Raw genomic sequence first — 18,875 nt, forward strand, 5'->3', positions numbered from 1 at the left:
TGCCTGTGCGGCGGGGACGGGAAGGAGCGGGTCGGCGGCTGCCGACGGCCCGGTGGACGGCCGCGGTCGCGAGCCGTCGTCCCGATGTCGTCCTGGGGACGTCTGTCGTCCTGGGAACGTCCGCGCGTCGACGAGTGGGGTCGTCCTCGGCGGTGGGGGGCGGGATCGGCCCGACCGGCCGGTGCGCCCGTGACGTGGTGCGGAACAGGGTGCGGGCGTCAGTGCACGGGCGTCACCGCCTCCCGCAGCCGGGGCAGGGCGGCGGGGTCCGCCAGGGCCGAGCCGACCGCGACGGCGCGACATCCGGCCGCCAGGAACGCGGCGGCGTTGTCTGCGTCGACACCACCGGTGGCGACGAAGTTCACGTGGGGGAACGGGGCGAGATGCGCGGTGATCCAGGCCGCTCCGAGCTGCTGCGCCGGGAACGCCTTGAGCCAGGTGTGCCCGGCGGCCAGGGCGGCGGCGATGTCGGTGGCGGTGGCGACCCCGGGCAGATGGGGCAGGCCGGCCTCGGCGGAGGCCTCGACGACCTCCGGATGCAGGCCGGGGGCCACGGTGAAGGCGGCGCCGATCCGCTGCACGTCCCGCAGCCGGGCGGCGGTGGTGACCGTGCCCGCGCCGACCTGCCGGCCGTGGTCGCGGGCGGCGTCGACGGCGGCTTCGAGCGACGGCAGGGCGGCGTCGTCCTGGACCGGTATCTCCACGAGTTCGACGCCGAAGTCCCAGGCCCGGCGGCAGAGTTCGACGGTGCGAGCCGGATCCTGGCCGCGGAAGATCCCGATCACGGGGGTGGCGGCCAGGTGCCGGGCGAAGAAGTCGGAGCCGGTGGCGGTGGCGGTCATGAGGTGTTTCCTTTCCAGCCCAGCCTGGTGCTGATGCGCTGGGCAGCCGAGCGGAACTCGTCGATGTGGGAACGGAGTTCGGTGAGCGGGGCGACGGCGGACAGGGCCGTCACGGAGATGCCGTGGGTGACCTTGCCGCGGGCGTCGAAGACGGGCAGCGCCACGCAGTTGATGTAGCCCTCGTGCTCGCCGTCGTCCTCGGCCCAGCCCCGTCCGCGGGTCAGGGTCAGTTCCTCGGCGAGGGAGTCCCGGTCGGTGTGGGTGGTCTCGGTGTAGCGTTCGAAGGTCGCCTGGTCGAGGATGCGTTCGCGCACCGCCGGGTCCTGGTAGGCGGTGATGACCTTGGCGACGCCGGCGGTGTGGATCTGGGCCGGCAGGCCGATGCGCGACCCCATGGCGACCGTGCCGCGTCCGTCGACCTTGTCGATGTAGACGACGCGGTCGCCCACGAGTTCGCCGAGGTGCACCGTGTGCCCGTACCGCTCGGCGAGTTCCTGGAGGATCGGATGGGCCAGCGCCCTCGCCTCGACCTGGTCGAGGGCGAGCTGGCCGTAGGCGATGAGCTGGAAGCCCATGGCGTAGCGTCCGGTGGGGTCCTTGCGTACGAAGCCGGCCTCCTCCAGGGTCTGCAGGAGCCGCAGGGCCGTCGACTTGTGCACACCGACGCGTTCGGCCACCTCGTTGAGGGTGCGTGGGGTCTGCGAGACGAAGCCGATGATGTCGATGGCGCGGGCGACGGTTTGCGACATGGGTGTCCTCAGTTGCTGACTCGGGCGCTGCCGGCGGACTCGTCGTCCAGCAGGGCGACGACCTGACCGGCTGCCGGGAGGGTGACCAGGTCGGAGGCGGAGGCCAGGACCTGCGCGGCAGCGTAGTGACCGAGCCGCAGACGCAGGGTTTCATGCCGGCCGTCGAGCCAACCGCTCAGCCATCCCGCCGCGAAGGCGTCCCCGGCGCCGACCGGGTCGACGACCCGGACCCGGCGGGAGGGCACCCGGGTGGCGCCGCCCGGGGTGAACTCGACCGCTTCGACGGCCGCGTCCTTCACGACGAGGTGGCCGGGCCTGTCGATCAGGGCGCGCACGCTGTCCGCGTCGGTCGTGCCCCACAGGGCCGCGGCCTCGTCCCGTCCGACGAAGACGATGTCGCTGCGCTGCGCGAGGTCGTAGAGCGTCTCGGCGGCGCGCTCGGCGGTCCGCGCCCCGCCGGGTTCGTCCTCGGCGCGTCGCCACAGCACCGGGCGGTGGTTGACGTCGAAACTGACGACCGCACCGGGCCAGGGACGGTCGCGGACGATGTGCCGGACCAGGTCGGCGCAGCTGTCCGAGAGGGCGGGCAGGACGCCGGACAGATGCACCACGCGCGGCCGCACCCGGTTCCAGTGGGCGAGGTCGGCGGTGCTCATGCCGGTGGCCGCCGAGCCGCTCCGGTAGTAGAGGACCTTGGTGCCCTGGGGGGTGGGGTCCTTGAAGTAGACGGCGGTCGGACGGTCCTGATCGCGGCGTACGAGGGTGGTGTCGACGCCGTGGCCGGACAGGACGGAGGTGACGATGTCGCCGAGTCGGTCCTGGCCGAGCGCCCCGGCCCAGTGGGTGCGGTGGCCGAGTTCGGCCAGCAGCGCGGCCACGTTGGACTCGGCGCCGCCGGGGTGCAGGCCGAAGGCGGAGTCGGCGTCGAGGCGGCCGCCGTCCCGGGGGGTGACCATCACCATGGTCTCGCCGATGGCGAGGACGTCGGTGGACTCCGAGGGGGTGGTCTCCGTGGGGGTGGTCTCCGTGGAGGTGTTGTTCATCGGGCGGCAGCCGATGTCCCGGCGCGGACCACGTTGCACAGCGGTTGTCCGGTGGCCATGCGCCTGAGGTTGTCGGCGACCTCCTGCGCGCGGTCGCGGTAGGTGTCCTGGGCGGTGGCGGAGTAGTGGGGTGTCATGATCACGTTGGTCAGTTCGTGGAACGGCAGCGGGGAGGCCGGGGCCGGCACGGGCGAGGCGGGCGTCGTCCACACGTCTAGGGCGGCGGCGCCCAGGCGCCGGGTGCGCAGGGCGTCGTACAGGCTCTGTTCCCGGACGAGGGCGCCCCGGCCGACGTTGACGAGGATGCCGTCGGGTCCGAGCAGGTCGAGTTCGGTGGCGCCGATCATGTGGTGGGTGGTGTCGTCCAGCGGGCAGGCGAGGACCAGGACGTCGCTCTCCCGCAGGAGTTCGGGCAGCGCGTGCGGTCCGTCGGTCCAGGCGAAGTCGGGGTCGTCGGCGGTGCGGGCCGTGAGGGAGCGGCGGATGCCGATCGGGCGCATGTCCACGGCCGCGGCCAGCCGGGCTATGGAGCGTCCTATGTGCCCGAGTCCGACGATGCCGACGGTGGTGCCGGGCAGCGTGTGGAACGCGGGCGCGTCGGGGTCGACGAGCCGGCTGTGCCAGCGTCCCCGGCGGAGTTCGGCGTCGTGCCAGAGCAGTCGGCGGCGGGCCGCGAGCACGGTCATCAGGACGTGCTCGGCGACGGACCGGCCGTGTCCGAAGGCGTTGGCGACCGTCACCGTGCCGGGCAGTCCGGCCCAGGCGATGTGGTCGGTTCCGGCCGCGGTGACCTGGAGGAACCGCAGCCGGTGGCCCGCTTGTGCGGCGAGCTCCGAGGGGAAGAACACGCTGACGCAGGCGTCGGCGTCGGCCAGGGCGCCGTTCGGACGGGCGAGGTCGGCCAGGGGGACGAAGCGGGTGTCGATCCCGTGGTCGGCGAGGGTGGGGTCCTCGCGCAGCCAGGGCCAGACGTTCTCGTCGGTGACCAGTGCCGTCAGTCGTTCGCTCATGCCGTCGCCTCCGGGGGCGGGTAGGCGCTGGTGTCGACGTACATGCGGTTGTGGACGGGGGTCAGGACGAGTTCGTTGACGCACACCTTGGCGCGCAGGCCGGCCAGCCAGCCGACGGCCTCGGCGACGTCGTCGGGGTCGAGCATGCGGGCCATCTCCTCCTCGGGCGGCGGGACGGGGCGGGTGCGCAGGATGTCGGTGGCGACCTCGCCGGGGCACAGGTGGGTGGCCCGGATGCCGGAGCGCCCTTCCTGGTCGTTGAGGGTCTGCACCAGAGCGCCGAGCGCGGTCTTGCTGGCGCTGTAGGCGGCGCCGGCGGCCGACATGTACTGCCATCCGGCCCAGGAGGAGACCACGACGACCTGGCCGAAGGCCGCCCGCCGGAATCCGGGCAGCACGGTCAGCACACAGCGCGTGACGGCGTTGAGGTTGGTGTCCACGACCCGGTCGAAGTCGGCGGGGGTGAGGTCGGACCACCACCGGTTGCGGACGTTGGTGCCGGCCGAGCAGACCAGGAGCTCCAGCGGACCGTCGAGCCACGCGGTGATGTCGGCGTACGCGGTTTCCAGCGACTCGGGGTCGGTGACGTCGACGGGCACGGCGCGGGCCGTGCCGCCCTGGTCGGTGATCCCGCGCACGACCTGGTCCAGGAGTTCCCTGCGGCGGCCGGAGACGGCGACGGCGTATCCGTCGCGGGCCAGCCGCTCGGCCGTGGCCCGGCCGATGCCGCTGGTGCCGCCGACGACCCAGGCGCCCACGGCTCTGGAAGGAGTGGAGGGGGTGACTGTGGACATCGTGCTCAGCTTCCGTTGCGGTTCGGGTCGATGAGGATCTTGACGCTGCCCTCGCCGCGGCCGGCGGCGTGGAAGGCGTCCTCGCTCCGGTCGAGGGGGAAGGTGGCGACGGGCAGGGCGGCCAGCCCGAGTTCGTCCTTCTCCAGCAGGTCGATCGCGGTGAGGAAGTCCTCGCGGGAGTACACGCGGGTGCCGACCAGGCGCTGTTCGGCGAAGTTGATCCCCCGCAGGTCGACGGCCGGGGGCTGTTTGTGGACACCGGCGATCACGACGGTGCCCTGGATCCGCGCGGCGTCGGTGATCTGGAGAGGGACCGACGCGTGGCCGGCGGAGTCGAAGGCGATGTCCGCGCCGTCGCCGCCGGTGAGTTCGCGGACCCGCCGCGGGGCGTCGGGCCCGGCGGGCAGCACGGTGAAGCCGCGTTCCTCGGCCGTGCGGCGGCGCCAGTCGTTGGGCTCCACCAGGATGACCTGTCCGGCGCCCCGGTGCCGGGCCACCAGAGCGGTGAACAGGCCGATGGGGCCCGCGCCGAAGACGGCCACGGAGTCCCCGGCCCGCAGGCCGGAACGGGCGACGGCGTGGACGGCGACGGCGAGCGGTTCGGCCAGGACGGCGAGCTCGGCGGGGACGGAGGCGTCGACCGGGTGGGCGGCGGCCGCCCGGACCAGGACGTACTCGGCGAGACCGCCGGGCTCGTCCACCCCGTAGAGACCGAGGTGGGCGCAGACGTGCGAGTTGCCCGACGCGCAGGGCCGGCAGGGCGGTGTGACGTCCCGGTCGGGGCAGGCGATGAGCGGACGGACGGCGACATGGGTACCCGGCCGGAGCCCGGTGTCGTCGGCGGCCCGCGCGACGATCCCGGCGAACTCGTGGCCGATGATCACGCCGGGCCGGGCCCGGGCGTGTTCGCCGCGCCAGATCGCGAGGTCGGACCCGCAGATACCGACCCGGGTCACCTTGACCAGCACCCAGCCCGGTCCGACCGGAGGAACGGGCACCGTGTCCTGGGCCAGTTCACCGGGTCCGGCCCACCTGATGGCTTGCATGGTCTGTGTGTTCACTGCCAACCGCCTTCTTGATGTGCAGCCACCACGTGATCGGGGATCCGGAGGACCCGGAAAGAAATGATCATGTTGCAATATTTGCAACGCTGTAGCAGCATATGCAAAAACTAGGTTGCTTCTGCTTAACATGTCAACGGGCCGAACGCGTGGATCCACCGCGTCCCGCGTCACCGGTCCCCTCCCCCGTCACGGCACAGCCACCTAGCAACGAGGTTTCACGTGGAGATCGCCAGCGTCGAAGCACGTCACGTCCCCCGCTCCATGTGGGGCAACTTCTGGCAGCAGCAGAAGAGCGTCCGCGGGCCGAGCCCGATGAACGAGTTCCCCCGCCGGGGCGACGGCTGGTCCTGGTACACCTGGCCGCAGGGCATCGTCGTCGTCCGGGTCACCCTCGCCGACGGCACCTCCGGCATCGGCTACTCCGAGGACGGCATCGGCGCGGCCACGCTGATGGTCAACGCCCACCTGGGCCGCATCGCCACCGGTCTTGACGCCACCGCCACCGAGCAGATCTGGGAGCAGATGTACCGCTCCTCGATCGTGTACGGCCGCAAGGGCGCCGCGATCGAGGCGATGAGCGCCATCGACATCGCGATCTGGGACGCGGTCGGAAAGTCCGCCGGCCAGCCGGTGTACAAGCTGCTCGGCGGCCCGTCGGGCAAGAGCGTGCGCGCCTACGCCAGCAAGGTGCAGCCCGATGACGACCTGCGCGAGGTGCGCCGGATGGCCCGGGACTACGCCGATCGCGGCTACACCGGCGTCAAGGCCAACTTCCCCTTCGGCCCCGCCGACGGACGCGCCGGACTGCTGGCCAACCTGCGCTACGTCGAGGCGATCCGCGACGAGCTCGACGACCACATCGAGCTGATGAGCGACGCCTACATGGGCTGGGACCGCCCCTTCGCCACGGCCATGCTACGAGGCCTCGCGGGCCTGGGACTTCGCTGGGTGGAGGAGCCGCTCATCCCCGACGACATCTCCGGCCACGCGATGCTGCGCGATCTCGGACTGGTGCCGATCGCGACCGGCGAGCACGAGTTCACCCGGCACGGTTTCCAGCAGCTGCTGGACGCCGGTGCCGCCGACGTCCTGCAGCCCGACGTGCACCGGGTCGGCGGCATCACGGAACTGCGCCGGGTGTGCCAGATGGCTTCGGGTTCGGGCATCGAGGTGATCCCGCACGTCTACTCCGCCGCCACGCTGCACGTGGTGCTCTCCCAGCCGAACTGCGGCTGGATCGAGCACCTCACGAACCCGTCGCACTGGGGCCTCGACCAGCGTGTCGACTCCCTCTTCCTCGGTGAGCCCGCCGTGATCGACGGTACGCCGGAGCTGCCCTCGGCGGCCGGCATCGGCCTGACGATCAACCCGAAGGCCATGCCGGAACTGGCCGACTGGCAGGACTGACCGCGCACGCCCGGTCGCGGGCGCCTGACGGCAGTCGGTCTGCCGCATGCGCCCCGGGGCGCCGGTCCGGCCGGTCCGGCGCCTTCATTTTCCCGCTCCGGTGCCGGTCGGTCAGGGCCTCGTCCGGGCCGACAGCGAATCGACAGCGCTGTTTTACCGGGGTCTCATGTCGGGGTGGTCACTATCTGGATGCCGTCTGAACAGGTGGTGCGTGAAGACCGTACCCCTGGACGGATCAACCAGAAGCCCCGCGGAAGGGAACCCCTCACATGACCAGCGCACCGCTCAACCCCTCAGCCGGACCGGCCCGCCGTACCGTCATGGCGGCGGCCGGGGCGGCGGGGCTCGCCGCCGCGCTGACCGCCTGTGGATCGTCGGACGACACCTCGTCGGACACCACGAACAACGGGGCCGGCTCGACCACCCAGGACAGCAACGGCTCGGGCGGTGCCGCCGACACCTCGACCGCCGCGGCCGGCGGCACCGCGCTCGCCAAGACCACGGACATCCCCGAGGGCGGCGGCACGATCTACAAGGACCAGGCCGTGGTGGTCACCCAGCCCACGGCGGGCACCTACAAGGCGTTCGCCACGAAGTGCCCGCACGCCGGCTGCCCGGTGACCAGCGTGGCCAACGGCGCGATCGTCTGCCCCTGTCACGGCAGCGAGTTCTCCATCGAGGACGGCAGCGTGAAGAAGGGCCCCGCGACCACGGGTCTGGCGGCCACGAACATCACCGTCTCGGGCGACCAGATCACGCTGGCCTGACGCTCAGGCCCGCCGACGCGGGCGTTTGAGGCAGCCGAGCACCTCGTCCGTGGTCGCGACCGTGGCGACCAACGCGAGGGTGTTGCGGACCATCGCGGGCGTGTAGTCGGAGGGCACTCCCGCGATGGCGTCGGCCGGGACGACGGCCGTGTAGCCCCGGTTGACCGCGTCGAACACGGCGTTGGGAACGGCCACGTTGGCCGAGACACCGGTGACGATCAGAGTGCGGCAGCCGAGGTTGCGCAGCAGCGGGTCGACGTCGGTGCCCTGGATCGGCGACAGCCCGTGCAGCCGTCGTACGACCAGGTCCTCCTCCGAGACCTCGATCGGGGGCGCGACGCGTACCGCCGTGGTGCCGGTGAGCTGCTGGACCGGGAGGCGTTCGGCGGCGCGGAACAGACGGGCGTTGCGGTTCGCGCCCCGGCCGTCCGGACGGCGTTCGGCGACGGCGTGGATGACCTGGACGCCGGTGTCGTGGGCGGCGGCGACCAGCCGGGCGATATTGCCCAGCGCCCCCGAGGAACGGGCCTCGCGGGCGAGTTCGGGCAGCGCGCTGTCCGGGCCGACCACACCCTGCTGGCACTCGACGGTGAGCAGGACGGTGCTCACGGGATCGAGGAGTTCGACGAGCCGTTCGTTCGTCGGCATGACGCCCCCTTCCGCCTTGGTTCGGGGCGGGCGAGACTAACCACCATCGCGCGGGAACGGAAGAAGAGGGGGCCGCATGACCGTCACTCAGCGCCGGGGCCGGAAGATCATGATGACGCCCGGGGAGCTGGACGAGTTCCTCACCAGTCAGCGCACCTGCCGGGTCGCGACCGTGTCGGCGTCCGGGGCCCCGCACGTGAGCGCCCTGTGGTTCGCCTGGGACGGCACCTCGCTGTGGCTGTACTCGGTGGTGCGCAGCCAGCGCTGGAAGGACCTCACGCGCGATCCGCGGGTGGCCGTGGTGGTCGACTCCGGTGAGGAGTACGACCAGTTGCGCGGGGTGGAGCTGCGGGGGACCGTGGAGTTCGTGGGCGAGGTGCCGCGCACCGGCGAGCTGCGCGCCGAACTCGACACCATCGAGACGCTGTTCGCCCGGAAGAACTTCGGCCTGGACGAGATGCCGCACGACGGACGGCACGCCTGGGCCCGGCTGACCCCGACGAAGATCGCCTCCTGGGACTTCCGCAAGCTCGGCTCGGCCTGAGGGCGGGCGGAGTACAGCCGGAACAGGCATGTGCGGAGAATCCGGACATCCTCGCCCGGCGGGATCCACGGGAGTACGCCGTGCGCGAGAGCGGATCGGCCGGTGTGAGCCCTACCGGTCGGCGGGAACCGCCGGCCCCCGGGCGATCAGGACGTCGGCTTCGCGGCGCCAGCCGAGGGAGGAGTAGAGGAGCTGGCCCTCCTCGCTGGCGATGAGAAGACCGGTACGGGCGCCCTGGGCCACGGCGGCCTCCGCCAGCGCGCTCATCATGGCGCGGCCCAGGCCGCGTCGCCGGTGCGCCGCGTCCGTCTCGATGCGATCGGCGATCGCGTCGGCGCCGACCACGGCGATGGTGCCGCGCGCCGCCACCTCTCCGGAGGAGTCATGGAGGGAGACGAACGTGACCGGTCCCTGCGTGCGGACCTCGCGCGTGTACGGCGCGGCGGGCGCGTGCTGCGGGTGCCCGGTCAGATCGGTCGTCATGAACCACTCGGACCGGTGGAGCAACTCCAGTCCGGCGGCGCGGACGACGGCTTCGACGGCGCCCGGGCGCAGCGTGGGCACCGTGAGCCAGGTGGTCTGCTTGGCGGCGGCGACGGCTGCCGCCAGCCGGGCCAAGGACTCGGGCTCCTCGTCCGCGCGCAGCGCGAACACCTCGACCTCGCGGCCGGGTTGGTCGCACTCGGACCGCAGGCCGTCCCCGGCGGACTCGACCGGCTCGGCCTCGGGCAGGGAGCGCGCCACGGTCCAGCCGTTCAGCCAACGTCGTATCAGCTCTGGTTCGATCTTCGTCATCCGCCGATTAGAGCACGACCGCAACCGGTGGACCGGCGAATGACCGTCCCCCGTCGGCCACCGCCGCCAGGCGACTTCACCACCCGAGCGGTGCGCCCCCGTCACAGCCCCTGAGCTCGGTGTTTGACCTCGGCGGTTCACCTGACCCGCGATGGCAGGTGTTCCTCCGCAGATTCGGTCTTGACCACACCTTCCGGCTGTTCAAGCAGCCCCTGGGCCGGACCGTCCCCAAGGTCCGCGATCCGCACACGGCCGACCTGTGGACCTGGCCGATCATCGCCGCCCATACCCGACTCCGTCTCGCCCGGCCCCTCGCCGAGGACCTCCGCGGCCCTGGGAACGGCCCGCCGAGCCGCGTCGGCTCACCCCCGCCAGGGTCCGCCCGGGGGTGAGGAGCAACGGTGAGTGCCCTCTTGTCTGCCCCCGCATGTCTTGTGTCCCGATGGCGGGAGGCAACAGGGTGAGATGCTTATGCCGAGCCATCCGAGGGGGCACGCCTTGCACGAGCACGAGCGCATGCACAGGGAATCGACCGGAGGGGCACCCGCCAGGGCACCGCGGCGGTCTGCTCCGATCGGCCCAACCGGTGACCTGCCGCGGACAACGGCCGGCCCCCTGGGCTCGTCGGCAGTGACCGTCCTGCAGCGCATGGCGGGCAACGCCGCGACAACGCGTGCGCTGGCGGCCGACCGCGGTCGGCCGCCACGTGCCACGGACCCGACCGTCCAGCGCGCCGAGAACGACAACGCCGGCGGGAGCACTACAGCCGGCGCGGCGGAGGCGAAGAGCGTTGCCGAGGGCGAAGTCAAAAGTGTCGGCCCGGGCGGCACGATCACCTATCCCTCGGTCACGAGCTGCTTGACCATCACCGTCTACCTCCGGGACGGCGGCAAGGTCGGCGGTCATGCCAGTCTGTTCAAAGCGTCCGGTGGCATGTACTCGGACCAGATCCTGCCGGCGATAAAGGCACAGGTGGGCAAGAGCAGGGTGGAGAGGATCGACGTCAGTGGTGCCATCTCGTCGTGGAACCCCGCGTACTTGAAGACTGCCATCGAGAATTCCAGCTCGGTCCCGGAGCAGAGGAACGACCCGGACGGTATCCGCGAGGTCGTGTCCAGCGCCTTGGGCCGACAGGCGAAGAAAGTCTCCGTACAGGAGACTCCGGACGGCACGCTGACCAGGTGAGAGGGCGAGAGCCTGCCGCCCTCCGGCCGCTGGGGCACGTCCCGGCATCCTCCAGCTCCTCCCTGAGCTTGGTCATTGACCTTGGTCGACGTCCGCGCCGGTCGACTCGGTGCGCGAGGACCACAGCCACACCGGTTTCGGGCCGCGGTCGCCGGGCAGGTGCACGCCCTTCAGCCGGATCAACGTGCCGACGCGGCGCCAGCAGACTGTCCAGCGGCGAGGCTCTTCACCAGCGGCCTTTCCTTCACGCGACGTTGCTCGACACCTCGCAGCGTGAAGAACGGCCGCCCTGCTGTCCCGGGAAAGACCCAAGACCAGCGGGTCAGGTGAACCGCCGAGGTCGAACACCAGGCTCAGGGGCGGGTTCAGGCGATGCCCTCCGCGGCGCCGCGGAGCGCTTCCACCGCCGCCCTGATCGAGGGGCGGCGGTCGGCGTCGGCCCGCCAGACGACGTACACATGGCGGCGCACCCGTTGCAGCAGCGGCACCATCACCACGCCCTCGGGCACCGGGTGACGGCCCAGCAGCGGGGCGATGCAGACCCCCAACCCGGCCGCGACCAGGTTGAGTTGTGTGTGCGTCTCGGCCGCGCGATGGCCCACGATCGGTTCGACACCGCGTGAGCGCAGCGTGAACATCAGCCACTCGTGGCAGAACTCGCCCTCGCCCCAGGTGATCCACTCGTCCTCGGCGAACTCCCCCAGGTCCACCTCGTCCCGGTCGGCGTGCCGGTGTCCGACCGGCAGGGCCACCTCGGCCGGGTCGTCCAGCAACGGCGCCTTGACCAGCCCGTCGGGCAGCGGCATCGGCTTGTTGTACCAGTCGAGGACGACGGCGAGGTCGAGGTCGCCGCGGACGACCCCGGCGATGCCGCTCTCCGGTTCCAGCTCGCTGGAGCGGACCCGAAGCGCCGGGTGCCGGGCGCGCAGCGCGGCGAGCGCGGCCGGGAACAGACCGCGGGCGGCGGTCGGGAACGCCGACAGCCTCAGTTCGCCGACGACCTGGCCGCGGTGCGCCTCCAGGTCCGACTGGGCCAGCTCGACCTGGGAGAGGATGCGGGCCGCGTGCTCGGCGAGCAGCCGGCCGGCGTCGGTGAGCCGGACGCCCCGCCCGTTCCTGGCGAGCAGCTGCTGGTCGACCTCGCGTTCCAGCTTGCCCATCTGCTGCGACACCGCCGACGTGGTGACGTGCAGGGCGTCGGCGGCACCGCTGACGGAGCCGTGCCGGGCGAGGGCGTCGAGGGTGCGCAGGCGCTCCAGGTTCAACATGTAAGCGATTCTAAGAGGTACCGCGCGCGAAATGTCGATTGTGCTACGAGGTCGGGCTCCCGCATGGTGGAGTCCATGAGCACCGTGACCGCCACGGCCGGCAAGCCGGCCCTGGGCCTCGACCGTCCCCGCCCCCGCCTCGACTGGCGCCTCCGCTTCGGCGCGCTGTCCCTGATCTGGGGCTTCAGCTTCCTCTTCATCAAGGTGGGCACGGAGGGCTACGCGCCGTTCCAGGTCACGCTGGGCAGGCTGGTCTTCGGTACGGCGGTCCTGGTGGCGGCGATGGCGGTGAAACGGGAGCGGCTGCCGCGCGGGGCACGCACCTGGGCCCATCTGACGGTCGCGGCCTTCCTCCTGAACGCGCTGCCGTTCTCCCTGTTCGCGTACGCGGAACTGACGATCCCCTCCACGCTGGCCGGGATCTGCAACGCGACCTCGCCGCTGTGGGGCATGGCGCTGTCGCTGGTGGCCCTGTCGGAGGACCGCCCGACCCGGGTCCGGGTGGCCGGGCTCGGGCTCGGGTTCCTCGGGGTGCTGACGGTGCTGGGCGCCTGGGAGGGGTTCCACGGGCTGGACGCGACGGGGGTGGCGATGGCGCTGCTGGCGTCGCTGAGCTACCCGATCGGCTGGATCTACGTACGGCGGACACTGGCGGGACAGGGGCGGTCGCACCTGTCCATGACCGGGGCCCAGCTGCTGCTGGCGACGGTGCAGCTGGCCGTGGTGACACCGCTGTTCACGTCCTTCCCGGGGCGGGTGTCCTGGGTGCCGCTGCTGGCGATCGCCGCGCTCGGGACGCTGGGGACGGGGCTGGCGGTGCTGGTGCAGTACGGGCTGGTCGCGGAGGTGGGGCCGACCACCGCCCAGATGGTCACCTACTTCATCCCGGTGATCGCGACGGCCGCGGGGGTCGCGGTGCTGGGCGAGTCGCTGCGCTGGAGCACGCCGGTGGGCGCGGGCGTGGTGCTGGCCGGAGCGGCCCTCACCCAGGCCCGCCCCAGGAGACAGCGACCCCAGAGCCAGAGCCAGACCGAGACCCAGCCTCGACCCCAGGCCCAACCCCAGATCCGGGGCCAGGCCCAACCCCAGGCCCAGGCCCGGACCCAGGCCCAGCCCCAGGCCCGCACCGAGCACCCCGGCTAGGCCCGGAGTACGCACCCCGGCCGACCCCCGGACCACGCACCCCGGCTAGGCCTGGACGCGTCCACGGGTCGGGGCCGTCGCCGCCGCGATCGCCTTCGCCAGGGAGCCGGTCTCCCCGGGGGTCAGCGTCGAGACCGTGACGCGGATGCCCGGCCCGGTCGCCAGGCGGTAGCGCGCGCCGGGAGCGACCGCCCATCCCTCGTGCAGCAGGCGGGACACCACGCCCGTCTCGTCGGGCACCGGGACCCAGACGTTCATGCCGCTGCGGCCGTGCGCCTCGACGCCGAGGCCGGCCAGCGCGCCGATCAGGAGGTCCCGCCGGGTCCGGTAGGCGGCGGCCGCCTCCGGGCCGTTCACCGCGCCGTCGGCCCACAGCCGGACCACCGTGCGCTGGAGCAGGCGGCTCACCCACCCCGGTCCCAGTCGCTGGCGGCCGCGCACCCGGTCGACCGTGACCTCGTCGCCGGTGAGGGTGGCCAGCCTCAGGTCGGGGCCGTAGGCCTTGGCGACGGAGCGGACGAAGGCCCAGTGCCGGGTGCCGCCCGACAGGGGGTGCAGGGGGAGGTCGACGATGCCGTGGCCGTGGTCGTCCTCGATCAGCAGGGTCCGCGGGTGGGCGCGCAGGACGGCGCGCAGCGCACGCGCGCGTGCGGCGCTCACCGCGGCGCCGGTGGGGTTGTGCGCGCGGGCCGTGACGACGAGGGCGCGCGCCCCGGACTCCAGCGCCCGGCGCAGTTCGTCGGCGCGCGGGCCCTCGTCGTCGACGGCGACCGGGACGGTGCGCAGTCCGAGCGCGGGGATCAGGTCGAGGGTGCGGCCCCAGCCGGGGTCCTCGACGGCGACCTGGTCACCGGGCCTGAGGTGGGCCAGCAGGACGCGTTCGACCGCGTCGAGGGAGCCGGAGGTGACGGTGAGCGGCCCCTCGGGCACGCCGTCGGCGGCGAGCGCGGCGCGCGCCATGCGCTCCAGCTCCGGATCGACGGGTTCGGCGCCGTACAGGACGGGGTCGCGGTCCGCCTCGGCCGCGACGGCCGCCAGGGCCTGGGCGAGGGCGGGCAGCAGCGCGGGGTCGGGGTTGCCGGAGGACAGGTCGCGCACGCCGGCCGGGACGTCGACGTCGACCTGGTCCCGGCCGGTGGTGGCCGGCTTGGGCCGGACCCGGCTGCCCCGGCGGCCGTCGGTCTCGATCACCCCGCGCTCGCGCAGGGTGCGGTAGGCGGCCGCGACCGTATTGGGATTCACCCCGAGCCGAGTCGCCAACTCCCGCATCGGTGGAAGCAGTTGTCCCGGCTCCAGCTCACCGGAACCCACCGCGCGCTCGACGCTGGCCGCAATCTCCGCTGCGCCGCGCCCTTCGATCGGATATTCTCCTAGCACAAAGCAGATTATGCACTAGTGCAATGGAGATTCGCCAATGGAGACCACCACGACCGCCGGCCGGGGGACCGTGCCGGTGCGGCCGGACACCTACCCCCGGACCGGCCGCACCGTCCCCACCCGCGCCGCGGAACGGGCGTCGTACGACAGGGAGCTGGTGCACTCGATCCTCGACGAGGGGTACGTCTGCCACCTCGGCTTCGTGCGCGACGGCGCGCCGGTGGTGCTGCCGACGCTGTACGGCCGGGTCGGCGAGGTGCTGTACGTGCACGGTTCGACCGGTTCACGGCCGCTGCGGATGACCGGCCAGGCGGGCCCGGGGCTGCCGGTGTGCCTGACGGTCACCCATGTCGACGGCCTGGTGCTGGCCCGCTCGGCCTTCCACCACTCGATCAACTACCGCTCCGTGGTGGTGCACGGCGTGGCCCACCAGGTCACCGACCCCGAGGAGCGGCGCCTCGCGCTGGACGCGCTGGTCGACCATGTGGTGCCGGGCCGCTCCGCCGACTCGCGCCCCGCCGACAAGAAGGAACTGGCCGCGACCTCGGTGATCCGCCTCGACCTGAACGAGGTCTCCGCGAAGACCCGCACGGGCGACGCGAACGACGAGCCCGAGGACATGGAACTCCCCTACTGGGCCGGGGTGGTCCCGCTGCGGAAGGGCCTCGGCGTCCCGGTCGGGAACGGCGACCTGGCGGCGGACGTCCCGGTGCCGCCGTACCTGACGCGGGCCTGAACCCGTGGCACGGCGCGGGGCGCGGTCCGGACGGCCCGCTCCCGCGGCACGGCGGGGGGGGCGGTCCGGACGGCCGGCTCCCGCGGCACGGCGCGGGGCGCGGTTCAGACGGCCGGCTCCCGCAGCGCGCCCTCGCCACGCGCCAGGGGCTCGGCCGAGCCCTTGGCGGGCGCCGAGGACTGTGCGATGAACGCCCCGACCAGCACGACCGCCCCGCCGATCACCTGGGGCGCCGACAGGTGTTCCCCCAGCAGCACCCAGGCCAGGACGGTCGCCACGACCGCCTCCAGACAGGCCACGACCCCGGCCACCTGCGGGGACAGCCGGCGCACCGACAGCACCCCGGTGACGTAGGCGACGACGGTCGCGATCAGCACGATCCACACCAGCAGGACGACGGCCGGGACCGTCGTGCCGTTCATCCGGGCCGGGCCCGCGAGCACCGACCAGTCCATGCGCCACGGCCGGGCCACCACGGTCAGCAGGCCCGCGCCCACCAGCAGCCCGTACGCGATCACGCCGAGCGGATCCGCGCCGCCCTCTCCCCCGCCGTGGTCGGACAGCACGAAGTACCCCACCTGGCAGCAGGCCGCCCCCAGCGCCAGCAGCAGTCCCAGCGCGTCGAAGCTCAGCCCGGACCACACCTCCACGACACACGCGAGGCCGCCGGCCGCGAGGACGACGCCGAGCGCGGCGGCGCGGGTGACTGGACGGCGCTGCACGAACCTGACCCAGCCGAGCACCAGCGCCGGAGCGAGGTACTCCACGAGCAGCGCCACGCCGACGGGTATCCGGGAGATCGCGGCGAAGTAGCAGGCCTGGACACCGGCGACGGCGAGCAGGCCGAACCCGAGGAGCAGCGCGGGCCGGCGGCGCGGCAGGTCACGGTGGCGGACGGCGAGCGGCAGCATCACCAGGGCGGCGCCCGCCACCCGCAGCCACACCACGTGCAGCGGATCGAGCCCCGCCTCGATCAGGGGCTTGGCCGCGACGCCGGAGCCCCCGAAGGCGAGTGCCGAACCGAGGGCGAGGGAGAGCCCGAGGCCCTTCCCTTGGCTGTTGTCAGAGATGCGCACCGGCACATGATGGCAGCGGTCGACATGAGCGTCACCCCCTTTGACCCCTGTCTCAGCGACTGGACGTGCGCCGCCGTGTCTCCGCGTCCCGTGTCCCGTCGTCCCCGTGGTCCCTGTGGTCCCCGTCGCCCCCGTCGATCCGCAGGGCGAGTGCGCGGGCGGCCACTCCGGCCCGTTCCAGCACCTCGACGGCCCGGGCCCCGGGGTCGACGACCAGCCCGGCGAGCAGGTCGGTGCCGTCGGCGTGTTCCTCGCCGCGGCGCCGGGCGCGGCTGCCCGCGTACTCCAGGGCGGCCGCGGCCACCGGCGACCAGGCGCCGTCCGCCTTCGCGTCGGGGCGGGGGACGACGGGCAGCGTGCCGGAGTTCTCGACCCCGCTCTGCCAGCGCAGGCCGTAGCCGATGCTGCGCTGCACGAGGTAGCCGAGCAGGCGGGCGAGCTGCGGGGCGTCGCCGACGGCGGCACGGACCTCGGGGTCGTACTCGATCAGCGAGTGCAGCAGATGGGCGGTGTCGACCTGCCGGTCCCCGTCCCGTACGGCCCGGCGGCGGGCACCGGCGACCACCGCCGCCAGCTCCGCTCCGAGCCCGGCTTCGTCGTCCGCGCGGACACGGCCCTGGTCCTGGGCCGGCTGGCGGGGAATACGGGGTTGCACACCCCCTACCTCATCAACCCCGGGGGCACGAGTCATCGCCGAGGGGGAGCATCTTCGCGTCCCACGCAGAGTGGAGCCGTGCGGCGGGAATCTCCTCCTTGCGGATGAGATCAGGCCGATTCGCCCCGACCGGCGCGCGCCGCCTTGCGGCGCGCCCGGCACGCAACCGCCGCGCACCGGTCCCACGTCTGTCTGTGACATGGAGAGCGGGTGCGGTTGCTGGCTGGTCGCCCTGCCGGCGGTCGACGGCAGACAGTACGTGTACCGGGTGTACGCCCCGAAGGAGGCGCTGCTCGCGGACCTGTTCTGGGACGCGTGGCACTGCCACGACGAGAGCGCGTTCCCGCGGGCGTGGGACCTGTTCGACGCGGCGGAGATACGGCGCGTGGACTCACACATTATCTGACGGTTCATCAGTATTGAATGTTCGAGGCCCTGCGGCTACGTTCCGCGACACCGTAGCCCGATACGAAGGGGTGGTCGCATGGCCGAAGTCAGCGCGGAGGCACGCATCCAGGCACCGGCCGAGAAGGTGTGGGCACAGCTCACCGACTGGCCGGCGTACGGGGAGTGGAACGCGACCCACACCAATTTCCCCAAGGGCGGTCCGGAGACCCTGGCGGAGGGCGGGACGTTCCAGGAGAACATGAAGCTGATGGGCTTCCCTGCGGAGGTCGAGTGGACCGTCGAGGAGCTGGAGCCGGCGCGGGTGCTGGCGATCCGCGGCAAGGGCCCGATGGCGGTGATCGTCGCGACGCGCTACACGCTGACCCCGGACGGGGACGCGACGGTCGTGCGGATCGACGGCGAGTTCACGGGCGCGGCGGTGTCGCTGATGGCGGGCAAGCTCAAGGACTCGGCGACGGCGGCCCTGAACGAGTCGCTGCGCAAGCTGGGCGCACTGGTGTCCTGAGCGGCCCGGCGCACGCGTGAGGGCGTCCCGCGGATCACTCCGCGGGACGCCCTCGCGTACGTCGCTCAGTCCTCGTCGGCGAGGATCAGGTACAGCTTCTTGCGGGCCTCGTTGATGACGGCCAGCGCCTTCTCGCGCTGTTCCTTGCTGCCGGTCTTCCAGACCTGCCCGAAGGCCTCCATCAGACCGAAGCCGGCCTGGCGGATCTCGCTCAGGGCCTCGAAGTCGACCCCGCGGGAGGCCTCCTCCCAGGGGGCGTCCGGCCCCTCGTCGGCGACCGTGCGGCCGCTCTCGGTGAGGGAGAACAGCTTCTTGCCGCCCTCGCTCTCGCTCGTGATCAGGCCCTCGTCCTCCAGCAGCTGGAGGGTGGGGTAGACCGAGCCGGGGCTCGGCTTCCACGCACCGCCGCTGCGCTCGGCGATCTCCTGGATCATCTCGTAACCGTGCATCGGGCGGTCCTTCAGCAGGGCCAGGATCGAGGCCCGTACGTCACCGCGCCGCGCCCTCCCCCTGCCGCCGCCACGCCCTCGCGGCCCCCAGGGGCCCGGTCCGAAACCGGGACCACCGGGACCGAAGCCGGGGCCACCCGGGCCGAAGGGCCCGAACGCCGCGCGGCGACCGTCACGTCCGTGTCCGTGTCCACGCTCGAATCCGTGGGAACGCATAACCATCACTCCATTCATTCGCTGATCTGTCGCGTATCGTTCGCGATGGCTCAACGATATATCGGAGAACTTCAGATGACAAGCCCCTCCGGAGAGAGCCCCGTGGCTGATCACGGGCCCTCGATCGATCCGCGCCGGCTCGGGACCGGACGGGTGCCGCCACTCCGCCCACCCCTGCCGGGTCGTGGGAAGCC

At 72.6% G+C, this 18,875-nt stretch carries 21 protein-coding genes and 1 pseudogene; 9 read left to right on the forward strand and 13 right to left on the reverse strand.

The features are described from left to right. Nucleotides 1-218 precede the first annotated feature (218 nt). The 6 genes from ACZ619_RS21320 to ACZ619_RS21345 are packed head-to-tail and all read right to left on the reverse strand — an operon-like array spanning nucleotide 219 to nucleotide 5,484. Complete coding sequence (locus ACZ619_RS21320) at nucleotides 219-842, reverse strand: bifunctional 4-hydroxy-2-oxoglutarate aldolase/2-dehydro-3-deoxy-phosphogluconate aldolase (RefSeq protein WP_469601069.1); 624 nt, start codon at nucleotides 840-842, stop codon at nucleotides 219-221. Further along, nucleotides 839-1,591: an IclR family transcriptional regulator gene (locus ACZ619_RS21325; protein WP_469601071.1), complete on the reverse strand. Its 753-nt coding sequence runs from the start codon at nucleotides 1,589-1,591 to the stop codon at nucleotides 839-841. The genes ACZ619_RS21320 and ACZ619_RS21325 overlap by 4 nt, the downstream gene beginning before the upstream one ends. An 8-nt stretch (nucleotides 1,592-1,599) precedes the next feature. Continuing rightward, nucleotides 1,600-2,634 (reverse strand): sugar kinase, encoded by a 1,035-nt coding sequence (locus ACZ619_RS21330; protein WP_469601073.1) that lies wholly within the window; start codon nucleotides 2,632-2,634, stop codon nucleotides 1,600-1,602. Further along, nucleotides 2,631-3,644 carry a 2-hydroxyacid dehydrogenase gene (locus ACZ619_RS21335; protein ID WP_469601075.1) on the reverse strand — a complete coding sequence of 338 codons (1,014 nt, stop codon included), beginning with the start codon at nucleotides 3,642-3,644 and terminating at the stop codon, nucleotides 2,631-2,633. The genes ACZ619_RS21330 and ACZ619_RS21335 overlap by 4 nt, the downstream gene beginning before the upstream one ends. Then, on the reverse strand, nucleotides 3,641-4,438 hold the full coding sequence (locus ACZ619_RS21340; protein WP_469601076.1) for an SDR family oxidoreductase: 798 nt from the start codon (nucleotides 4,436-4,438) through the stop codon (nucleotides 3,641-3,643). Before ACZ619_RS21340 ends, ACZ619_RS21335 begins: the two co-directional genes overlap by 4 nt. Nucleotides 4,439-4,443: 5 nt before the next feature. Next, complete coding sequence (locus ACZ619_RS21345; RefSeq protein WP_469601079.1) at nucleotides 4,444-5,484, reverse strand: zinc-dependent alcohol dehydrogenase; 1,041 nt, start codon at nucleotides 5,482-5,484, stop codon at nucleotides 4,444-4,446. Nucleotides 5,485-5,721: 237 nt separating this feature from the next. On the opposite strand from ACZ619_RS21345, the gene ACZ619_RS21350 reads away from it, so the two are divergent. After that, complete coding sequence (locus ACZ619_RS21350) at nucleotides 5,722-6,909, forward strand: enolase C-terminal domain-like protein (protein ID WP_469601082.1); 1,188 nt, start codon at nucleotides 5,722-5,724, stop codon at nucleotides 6,907-6,909. Nucleotides 6,910-7,178: 269 nt separating this feature from the next. After that, nucleotides 7,179-7,676, forward strand: a complete 498-nt coding sequence (locus ACZ619_RS21355) for a Rieske (2Fe-2S) protein (RefSeq protein WP_469601086.1) — start codon at nucleotides 7,179-7,181, stop codon at nucleotides 7,674-7,676. A gap of 3 nt (nucleotides 7,677-7,679) precedes the next feature. Here ACZ619_RS21355 and ACZ619_RS21360 read toward each other — a convergent pair whose 3' ends face one another. After that, entirely contained in the window at nucleotides 7,680-8,324 is a 645-nt protein-coding gene (locus ACZ619_RS21360; RefSeq protein WP_469601087.1) for a cysteine hydrolase family protein, read from the reverse strand. A 76-nt stretch (nucleotides 8,325-8,400) separates the two neighbouring features. Here ACZ619_RS21360 and ACZ619_RS21365 point away from each other — a divergent pair, with 76 nt between their 5' ends. Continuing rightward, a complete protein-coding gene (locus tag ACZ619_RS21365; protein ID WP_469601090.1) occupies nucleotides 8,401-8,868 on the forward strand; it encodes a pyridoxamine 5'-phosphate oxidase family protein in 468 nt (155 codons plus the stop codon). A gap of 111 nt (nucleotides 8,869-8,979) precedes the next feature. On the opposite strand, the gene ACZ619_RS21370 is transcribed toward ACZ619_RS21365, so the two are convergent. Beyond that, nucleotides 8,980-9,663: a GNAT family N-acetyltransferase gene (locus ACZ619_RS21370; RefSeq protein WP_469601092.1), complete on the reverse strand. Its 684-nt coding sequence runs from the start codon at nucleotides 9,661-9,663 to the stop codon at nucleotides 8,980-8,982. A 143-nt stretch (nucleotides 9,664-9,806) separates the two neighbouring features. On the opposite strand from ACZ619_RS21370, the pseudogene ACZ619_RS21375 reads away from it, so the two are divergent. Continuing rightward, nucleotides 9,807-10,096, forward strand: a pseudogene (locus ACZ619_RS21375) (NF041680 family putative transposase); the annotation flags it as partial. 215 nt (nucleotides 10,097-10,311) lie between these two features. Then, nucleotides 10,312-10,848 carry a hypothetical protein gene (locus ACZ619_RS21380; protein ID WP_469601095.1) on the forward strand — a complete coding sequence of 179 codons (537 nt, stop codon included), beginning with the start codon at nucleotides 10,312-10,314 and terminating at the stop codon, nucleotides 10,846-10,848. Between the two features lie 365 nt (nucleotides 10,849-11,213). Here ACZ619_RS21380 and ACZ619_RS21385 read toward each other — a convergent pair whose 3' ends face one another. Next, on the reverse strand, nucleotides 11,214-12,116 hold the full coding sequence (locus tag ACZ619_RS21385) for a LysR family transcriptional regulator (RefSeq protein ID WP_469601097.1): 903 nt from the start codon (nucleotides 12,114-12,116) through the stop codon (nucleotides 11,214-11,216). 75 nt (nucleotides 12,117-12,191) lie between these two features. Here ACZ619_RS21385 and ACZ619_RS21390 point away from each other — a divergent pair, with 75 nt between their 5' ends. Beyond that, nucleotides 12,192-13,259: a DMT family transporter gene (locus ACZ619_RS21390; protein WP_469601099.1), complete on the forward strand. Its 1,068-nt coding sequence runs from the start codon at nucleotides 12,192-12,194 to the stop codon at nucleotides 13,257-13,259. Nucleotides 13,260-13,304: 45 nt separating this feature from the next. On the opposite strand, the gene ACZ619_RS21395 is transcribed toward ACZ619_RS21390, so the two are convergent. Next, nucleotides 13,305-14,636, reverse strand: a complete 1,332-nt coding sequence (locus ACZ619_RS21395; protein ID WP_469601102.1) for an aminotransferase class I/II-fold pyridoxal phosphate-dependent enzyme — start codon at nucleotides 14,634-14,636, stop codon at nucleotides 13,305-13,307. Between the two features lie 37 nt (nucleotides 14,637-14,673). On the opposite strand from ACZ619_RS21395, the gene ACZ619_RS21400 reads away from it, so the two are divergent. Then, on the forward strand, nucleotides 14,674-15,372 hold the full coding sequence (locus ACZ619_RS21400) for a pyridoxamine 5'-phosphate oxidase family protein (protein ID WP_469601105.1): 699 nt from the start codon (nucleotides 14,674-14,676) through the stop codon (nucleotides 15,370-15,372). A 104-nt stretch (nucleotides 15,373-15,476) separates the two neighbouring features. Here the strand turns inward: ACZ619_RS21400 and ACZ619_RS21405 are convergent, their stop codons facing one another. Both ACZ619_RS21405 and ACZ619_RS21410 read right to left on the reverse strand, forming a co-directional pair. Next, nucleotides 15,477-16,454: an EamA family transporter gene (locus ACZ619_RS21405; RefSeq protein WP_469601108.1), complete on the reverse strand. Its 978-nt coding sequence runs from the start codon at nucleotides 16,452-16,454 to the stop codon at nucleotides 15,477-15,479. A gap of 46 nt (nucleotides 16,455-16,500) precedes the next feature. Beyond that, entirely contained in the window at nucleotides 16,501-17,103 is a 603-nt protein-coding gene (locus ACZ619_RS21410) for a hypothetical protein (protein ID WP_469601111.1), read from the reverse strand. Nucleotides 17,104-17,302: 199 nt separating this feature from the next. Between ACZ619_RS21410 and ACZ619_RS21415 the strand changes: the two genes are divergently transcribed. Both ACZ619_RS21415 and ACZ619_RS21420 read left to right on the forward strand, forming a co-directional pair. Next, a complete protein-coding gene (locus ACZ619_RS21415) occupies nucleotides 17,303-17,509 on the forward strand; it encodes a hypothetical protein (protein WP_469601114.1) in 207 nt (68 codons plus the stop codon). Between the two features lie 78 nt (nucleotides 17,510-17,587). Further along, nucleotides 17,588-18,016, forward strand: a complete 429-nt coding sequence (locus tag ACZ619_RS21420; protein WP_469601116.1) for a type II toxin-antitoxin system Rv0910 family toxin — start codon at nucleotides 17,588-17,590, stop codon at nucleotides 18,014-18,016. Nucleotides 18,017-18,081: 65 nt separating this feature from the next. On the opposite strand, the gene ACZ619_RS21425 is transcribed toward ACZ619_RS21420, so the two are convergent. Further along, the gene (locus tag ACZ619_RS21425; protein WP_469601117.1) at nucleotides 18,082-18,681 is read right to left on the reverse strand and encodes a PadR family transcriptional regulator; all 600 of its coding nucleotides are present in this window, start codon (nucleotides 18,679-18,681) and stop codon (nucleotides 18,082-18,084) included. Nucleotides 18,682-18,875 lie beyond the last annotated feature (194 nt).

The sequence above is a fragment of the Streptomyces sp. NPDC104367 genome (assembly GCF_055583825.1).